Origin of the sequence: Bacillus haynesii (genome assembly GCF_001969855.1) — a bacterium.
Lineage (GTDB): Bacteria > Bacillota > Bacilli > Bacillales > Bacillaceae > Bacillus > Bacillus haynesii.
Window position 1 is genome coordinate 48,577 of sequence record NZ_MRBL01000008.1, and the last position, 7,326, is coordinate 55,902.

At 43.7% G+C, this 7,326-nt stretch carries 9 protein-coding genes; all 9 read right to left on the minus strand.

Features of this window, described 5'->3' with window-relative positions:
• Position 1 precedes the first annotated feature (1 nt).
• The 9 genes from ricT to BTA31_RS09120 all read right to left on the minus strand — a co-directional run bounded on the left by ricT (position 2) and on the right by BTA31_RS09120 (position 7,138).
• Positions 2-829 (minus strand): competence/sporulation regulator complex protein RicT, encoded by an 828-nt coding sequence (gene ricT / locus BTA31_RS09080; RefSeq protein ID WP_020449794.1) that lies wholly within the window; start codon positions 827-829, stop codon positions 2-4.
• 2 nt (positions 830-831) lie between these two features.
• The gene (holB, locus tag BTA31_RS09085) at positions 832-1,821 is read right to left on the minus strand and encodes a DNA polymerase III subunit delta' (protein WP_076790983.1); all 990 of its coding nucleotides are present in this window, start codon (positions 1,819-1,821) and stop codon (positions 832-834) included.
• Between the two features lie 11 nt (positions 1,822-1,832).
• Positions 1,833-2,273, minus strand: a complete 441-nt coding sequence (locus BTA31_RS09090; protein ID WP_043928914.1) for a YaaR family protein — start codon at positions 2,271-2,273, stop codon at positions 1,833-1,835.
• A gap of 11 nt (positions 2,274-2,284) precedes the next feature.
• A complete protein-coding gene (locus BTA31_RS09095; protein ID WP_003178156.1) occupies positions 2,285-2,614 on the minus strand; it encodes a cyclic-di-AMP receptor in 330 nt (109 codons plus the stop codon).
• Positions 2,615-2,688: 74 nt separating this feature from the next.
• Positions 2,689-3,327, minus strand: a complete 639-nt coding sequence (tmk, locus tag BTA31_RS09100; RefSeq protein ID WP_043928916.1) for a dTMP kinase — start codon at positions 3,325-3,327, stop codon at positions 2,689-2,691.
• Positions 3,324-4,766, minus strand: coding sequence for an aminotransferase class I/II-fold pyridoxal phosphate-dependent enzyme (locus BTA31_RS09105; protein WP_076790995.1), 1,443 nt, complete (start codon positions 4,764-4,766; stop codon positions 3,324-3,326). Before BTA31_RS09105 ends, tmk begins: the two co-directional genes overlap by 4 nt.
• A 140-nt stretch (positions 4,767-4,906) precedes the next feature.
• Positions 4,907-6,100 (minus strand): toxic anion resistance protein, encoded by a 1,194-nt coding sequence (locus BTA31_RS09110; RefSeq protein WP_076790985.1) that lies wholly within the window; start codon positions 6,098-6,100, stop codon positions 4,907-4,909.
• A gap of 15 nt (positions 6,101-6,115) precedes the next feature.
• Complete coding sequence (locus BTA31_RS09115) at positions 6,116-6,733, minus strand: 5-bromo-4-chloroindolyl phosphate hydrolysis family protein (RefSeq protein ID WP_076790987.1); 618 nt, start codon at positions 6,731-6,733, stop codon at positions 6,116-6,118.
• A 213-nt stretch (positions 6,734-6,946) separates the two neighbouring features.
• Positions 6,947-7,138: a sigma factor G inhibitor Gin gene (locus BTA31_RS09120; protein ID WP_020449787.1), complete on the minus strand. Its 192-nt coding sequence runs from the start codon at positions 7,136-7,138 to the stop codon at positions 6,947-6,949.
• Positions 7,139-7,326: the final 188 nt, after the last annotated feature.

The following is a 7,326-nucleotide window of genomic DNA, read 5'->3' on the forward strand; positions in this document are numbered from 1 at the left end:
GTTAATCTGTGGTTTGTGCAGATACGACACCTTCTTGCAACAGCTCATCCCACGTATATTCAACGACTTTGTCGCAGTCTGTTAGTTCGACCTGGAGAATGCGTTCGAGAATATTCAACCCGACGACTTTTGCCGGGCCGTTGGACGTGGCGATCACTTCCCCGATATCCGGAAGCTGTTCTTTGGCTGTTTCGTATTCATCGTTTTCATACTTCAGACAGCACATCAGCCGTCCGCATAGTCCGGAAATCTTCGTCGGATTCAGCGACAGATTTTGATCCTTTGCCATTTTAATAGAAACGGGCTCAAAATCACCTAAAAATGTGGAACAGCAAAGCATTCTTCCGCACGGTCCGATACCGCCGAGCATCTTCGCTTCATCCCTGACGCCGATTTGTCTCAGCTCGATTCTCGTTTTAAAGATTGATGCCAAATCTTTGACGAGTTCTCTAAAATCGACTCTTCCATCAGCCGTAAAATAAAAAATGACTTTGTTGCGGTCAAAAGTGAATTCCACATCGACGAGCTTCATCTCAAGGCCGTGTTCGTTAACCTTTTTCTGGCATACATCAAAGGCGGACAGCGCAGCTTCTTGATTCTCCTCAACGATCAGACGGTCGCGCTCATCCGCAACTCTGATCACTTTTCTTAAAGGCAGCACGACATCGTTCTCGTCTACTTTCTTGTTGGCGATGACAACCTGCCCGTATTCAACACCGCGAACCGTTTCGACGATCACACAGCTGTCTTTATCTATCTGAAATCCGTTCGGATCGAAATAATATATTTTGCCCGCTTTTTTAAAGCGGACACCAATAACGTTGTACAAGCTTATCCCTCCTGCAGCATTAAAACCAAGTGCTCCATTAATCCTTGAGCATTCACATTGGAATAAAGCCGTTTTTTTGCTTCTAAAACAGCAAGTATCTGGTTTGTCACTCTTTGTTGTGTTGTTTGCAGCGCATGCTGTTTTAATGATTGGAATAAGTCCTGAAATAGTATTTTATCTTCATGTCCCAACTGAATGGACAACACGTCGCGATATATAAATAAAAGCATATCAAGACCCATTTCTTGATGGTCTTTCTCCTTGAAAAAGGGCATCCACTGATCTTGAATATAGAAAAAAGCATGTCCTTTTCGCTGGTGTAAGACTTCATACAATTTTATCACTTTCGCTCGCGACTCTGCAAACTGATCATTTCGACTCAATTCGAGCGCTTCCGATAAATTGTTTGTCATATTCGACAAAAGGGCTGCAATATTCGGTGAGACCTCTTGTTTGATCAGTTCCTTTTCAATTGATTCGGGCTGCAACGACTGAAAGGATAAAACTTGGCATCTCGATATGATCGTATCGAGTAATTTTTGCGGCTGTTCCGTTAAAAGAACAGCGATTGTATCGCTGCTCGGCTCCTCTAAAAACTTCAGCAGGCTGTTCGCCGCATTGACCGTCATTTGATCCGCATGGGAAATAATGTACAGCTTTTTATGCGATTCCAAACCGGTCTTTGAAAACTCTTCCTGAAGCGCCTGGATTTGTCCCTTTTTAATGGACAGGCCGTCCGGATGCACGACGTGTACGTCCGGATGGTTTCCTGATTCAATCCGCTGACAGTTCCTGCACGACTCACATGGCTCTGCTCCGTCTTCAAGGCAAAAAAAGCTTTTTGCGAGAAGGGTTGCAGCGTCTAATTTGCCCGTCCCTTTGCGCCCTTCAAATAAATAGGCATGGGCAAGCCGATTTCTTTCTATACTATTTTGCAAAAGCTTCATGACCCGTGGCTGAAGCTCCTGCATTTCTGTCCAGGTTGTAGCCATACCATCACTCTCTATGTGTAAAGGTTTATCAGTAAACCCTTTATTTCGCCAATGCATTCTAAAAGTTCGATAGAGGATTTTTCCTGATCCATAAGATCCTCTGTTAATTGCACAAGCTTTTCGTCCAGTTCTTTTACAATGCTTAATGTCCGGCTGTTTCCGTACAGATCGAAGCTTCTTGAATTCTCCACCGTCAGACCGTTTTCAACGGTCTCTTTTACAAATCGTTTGATCAAGCCTTTGAACCTGGCCAAATCTTTGAAGTTTCTCGATTTTGAGAGGCGTTTTCCGAACGCTTCAATATCTGTTAAAAGCATTGTCAGCTGTTCAACTCGAAGCTTGCCGCTTTGTATATTCATCTTCTCTTTAAATGAAGCAGAAACATTTTCCCCTCTTGCAGGCGGAGTCTGCTGTTTCTCTATCATTGTACGCAGTTCTTGACTTATTTTCATATCCTCAACCCTTAAAATTGATGGAATTGCTCGATCGGCAGTACAAAAACGGTTGCTCCGCCCACTTCAACCTCAACGGGATAAGGAACATATGAATCGGCATTTCCGCCCATTGGAGAAACAGGGGCAATCAGCTGATCGCGCTTGCTTCCGTTTTCTTTTATCAAGCTTAAAGCTTTGTCTACTCGAATATCATCTACACCCAACATGAAGGTTGTGTTTCCCGATTTCAGAAAGCCGCCGGTTGACGCCAGTTTGGTCACGCGAAAATTGTGATCGGTCAAAGCCTTTAAAAGCCGGTTGCTGTCTTGGTCTTGAACAACAGCGATAATTAACTTCATATGAAAAGCCCCCTTTTGGATGGAAACACTTAAGGATACTCTTGTTACCATTATAACAATGAATGGTAAACAGGTCACAACTGATTTTCTTTTAATGCTCCCTCAATGATGTTATTTACCCTTTTTAACACATGTTCAACATTCTGACTGGCATCCACGATCCGAAATCGTCCGGGAAACCGGTTCATAACTTCTTCATAGCCTTTTTGAACAAGCTGATGAAAGTGGAGCTTTTCCAGATCAAGCCGGTTTTTCTCTCTGGCATGATTTAAATTGATCCGTTTCATTCCCTCTTCCGGGTCGATGTCGAAATAAATCGTCACATTCGGCATCATGCTGCCGATCGCAAATCGATTAACAGAATATACTTCATCAATGCCGAGTCCCCTGGCATACCCCTGATAAGCAAGCGAGCTGTCGATGAACCGGTCGCATAAGACGATTTTCCCTTCTTCAAGCGCCGGTTTTACTTTTTCGACAAGGTGCTGCCGTCTTGCGGCCGCATATAACAAGGCCTCTGTTTTTGGATCCATAGCTGTATGGCTTGGATTTAAAATAACCTCGCGAATTCGTTCAGATATTTCAATGCCGCCCGGCTCCCTTGTCGCAAGAACAGAATAGCCGTTTTTCTTCAATTGGTCTGCCGCAGCCTGAAGGATTGTCGTTTTCCCCGCACCTTCAGGCCCTTCAAAAGTAATAAATAAACCGTTCATGATTTCTCCTCTTCTATATATACAGTTAGTTGCTTTTGTTTGAGCTGATTGCTGCCCTGAATGTGTACATTCAGATCGATGAGCCGCGTCAGCCGGCTGATCGTCTCTTTTGTTATTCTCTCACCCGCCATGATCAACGGAATACCCGGAGGGTACGGTATGACCGGTTCTGCGCTTATTCTGCCCGCCGCTTCGGCAAAAGGCACCGATTCTTTTTTGAAGGCGGACAACTTGTTTTTCCGGTAAGGTAAAGCCGTGACTTTTTCAGAAGGGATGCCGATTCCGGCAGGATGATCGTGTTGAACAACTGTATCTTTTATTCTTTTGCCGATTGTGCTGATCAGTTCCGGCGCAGGCTTATTTTTTCCTTCAAGCGGCAGGATCAACAAGACTTGCCTTTCATCTGCCAATTCAGGATGGATGCCGTTTGCTTCAAATATGGATTTGAGCTCAAAACCGGAGTGGCCGTACGCTGATCTGATACACAGCTTAAGCGGATCTTGCTGGATACGGTCATCAGCCGGCTCGACGATCTCGGCTCCGTTTATTTGAGAAAAGACTTCTCTCAAGTTGATGAGCTCTTTCTCAATATCGGCTGTTCGATTTGTTTTCAAGAGATCTTCGGCGTATGCCCTGGCTATATCCAAAGATGCCATGATTGGATAAGAAGGACTGCTGCTTTGAAGCACGGACAGATAGTATGCCAGTCTGTCTCTGTTGATCCTGCTGCTGTTAAGATGCAGATAAGACCCCATCGTCATCGCCGGGAGCGTTTTATGCGCGGACTGGACGACGACATCGGCGCCCGCTTTCAGCGACAACTGGGGAAATGGATGGCCCAGCACAAAATGGGCGCCGTGAGCCTCGTCGACTAGAACGGGAATATCGTGTTGATGGGCCTCTTCTATGATCGGCTTCAGATCAACTGCATGTCCGTAGTAATTGGGATATGTCAACACGATCCCTTTAGCGTGCGGATATTGCGAAATGGCATCTTCTACCGTTTCATACAGTATATGTGTGGGAACGGCCATCGTCTCATCAATTGCCGGTGTCAAAAAAACCGGATGGGCGCCTGAAAGTTCAATCGCATGAAATACAGACTTATGGCAGTTCCGCTGAACGAGTATCGTGTCACCCGGCTGACAAACAGCCAAGATCATAGCCAGATTCCCGACGGTCGAACCATTGACGAGAAAAAAACTTTCTTCCGCGCCATAAAGCTGCGAAACTAAATCCTGTGCTTCCTTGATGACGCCTGATGGCTCATGCAAATCATCCAGACCCGTCAGTTCAGTTAGATCCACTTTGAGAATCGTTTCAAAAAAAGTTTTCGCTTCATCAAAAAAGACATCTCCATTGTGATGTCCCGGAACGTGAAAAGAATAATGATGTCCTTCAGCATGGTTCACCAATGCTGTATATAAAGGTGTCTTCATATAAACCGATCCTTTAGTCATCTTCTCTATTTTCTTCGGCACCCGGGTGCTGCGGGATGCCGGTATGACATTCTGCATTTATTATACCCTTCAAGGCGGATTACATAAAGGGCGGACGTTTTGGTAAATGTTTATCTTGCTTATGATAAACGGTTTTGGTTTTCTTTCATGTCCAGCAGCTTAGCCTTGAGACCATCTTCCATTGCCCTTATTTCTTCTTCTGCCTGCAGGCGCTTTGAACGGCCTTCCGCTTGAATTTTAAGCGTCTCCTCAAGTGTTCCGATCAGATTGTCCTGCACTTGTTTCAATGTTTCGATATCGATAAAGCCGCGCTCATTTTCCTTGGCCGTTTCGATCGTATTGGCCTTCAGCATTTCGGCATTTTTCAAGAGCAGTTCGTTTGTTGTGGCTGACACCTGTTTTTGAGCCTCTACTGCCCGGCGCTGCCTCAACAGGGTGAGCGCAATGGCAACCTGGTTTTTCCAGAGAGGGATTGCTGTCATAATCGAGGATTGGATCTTTTCCACCAGCACTTGATTTGTGTGTTGGATCAAACGGATTTGCGGGGCGCTCTGCAGCGTAATTTGTCTGCTTAACGTTAAATCATAAACCCGCTTTTCCAGCCGGTCGGCAAACTGAATCATATCGTTTACTTCCTGAACGGCCATATGATGATGTTCTGTTTTCGATTTCTCTTTTAATTCAGGAATGGTTTTATGATTTAATTCTTCAAGCTTCAGCTGACCGGCTGCAATATAGACATTCAGTGCTTCATAATATTCTTTATTTTTTTCATAAAGCCGTTCGAGCATCTTATTATCATCGATCAACGCGCTTTTGGAATGCTCAAGTTTTACGCTGATTCTATCTATTTGGGCGCCGGTTTTTTGATACCTTGATAATACTTCTTGAACAGAATGGGATACTCTTCCGAAAAAACGGGAAAAGAAGTTCCTTTTTTCAGTTTTCAATTCATCAGGGCTGACCTGTTCAAGCTTTTTCATTAAGTCGCTTAAAACCTGCCCAATTTCACCGATATCTTTTTTTTGGACGTGCTCAAGCATCTCGTGTGAACAGTTCAAGAGCTTGGATTGGGCTTGCGTTCCATACAGAGTAATGCTGTTATGGTTTTTCGGATCGATCTGTTCGGCCAGTTGAAATGCCTGCCGGCGTTTTTCTTCAGATAACGTATCAACCAGATTTACTTGCTGCCCGCGGTGTTCTTCCTCCATGCCGGAAACAGGCGCTTCTCCTTGTCCAAAAGGATCGGAAAGCAAATCATCAATTTCAAGCTGTGCGCCAGTTTTGTGTAACGATGGTTTATATTCGCTCATTTCAGCTTTCCTCCATCAGCTTTTTTTCATTGAATGCTTCGCGACGTCCAGTTCAAACTCCAAGTGGTCAATGTCTGTTTTCAGCAAATCATATAGGTCGTCTTCCAATTGCTTGGCTAGCTTATCGATCATCATACGCGTTTCGCTTAAAGAAACTTCAAGCTTCGCATTGCGCTTTGGCTGTGACGCCAAAAACGCATGCTTTTCCGTCAGTTCAACAATTGAATCGAGGCTTTGATAATAAAAGCGTTCAACCTGGTAAAAACGCTTTGGTTCGTTCTTTGTGATGCCGTAAATTTTTCTGACGATACGAAGAATTTCTATATTCTGTTTAATCGTTTGAATGTTTTTGACTGCAAATAAGGCTTTTCTTAAACGGGCAATTTTCAGCTTAGCTTCCCGCAGATTCTGCTTTATATAGGCATATTCCCGCCGTGTAAGCTGGTTTTCTTTTAAAAATAAATACGTTCCGTACCATTTCCCGCCAAGATAAACGGCAATCCAGGCTCCGGCTGCGTAAGCGGAGGACAGCAGAAAAGTCTGGTTAAGCGCGAAGAAGCTTGTGAACCAAAGGAGCACGGACAATGCGCTTGCAGCAGTTGCACGAAGCATAAAATGAAGAATCGGTTTCATTACACCACTACTCCTAATATATCAATTTCTTTTTTTATGATAAATCGGTCGTTTCTTTATACTACTCTCTAATACGGATATCGGCTAAACAAAGTTTCAGCTCAAAAATCATGGTATATAGCAAAAAAGACACCTTAACCGTGTCTTCATCAATTTCATTATACCCTTCATCCATACCGACTTAAAGGCTTAAAAAAAAAGACCTGAAACGGTCTAAGAATATAATGGCGGCGTACGGAGACTCTTTAATTTTTTGACATAGTCAGAGTATTCGGGGTCTGATGTTGATGTAGATATAATCTTTTTCTCACAATCCGAACATAAAAATTTCGTATAAAGGTGAATTCCTTCGGTTTTATTTTCCTCGCAAATGATACACGTTTCCCCATGATTAGATTTACTCATCCATTCCACCTCCATGGGTTTCAGTATTCCCAAAGAACAACATTTGTATACAAAATTAAGAAATTTTTTGAAGGTTAGATTAGTATATGTAGTCGAGAAGTGTTAGGTGTTTGTATCAATGTAGTTCCACACAAAAAAGACCAGCTGATATCAGCTGGTCTTTCTAAGTGCTTGGCGGCGTCCTACTC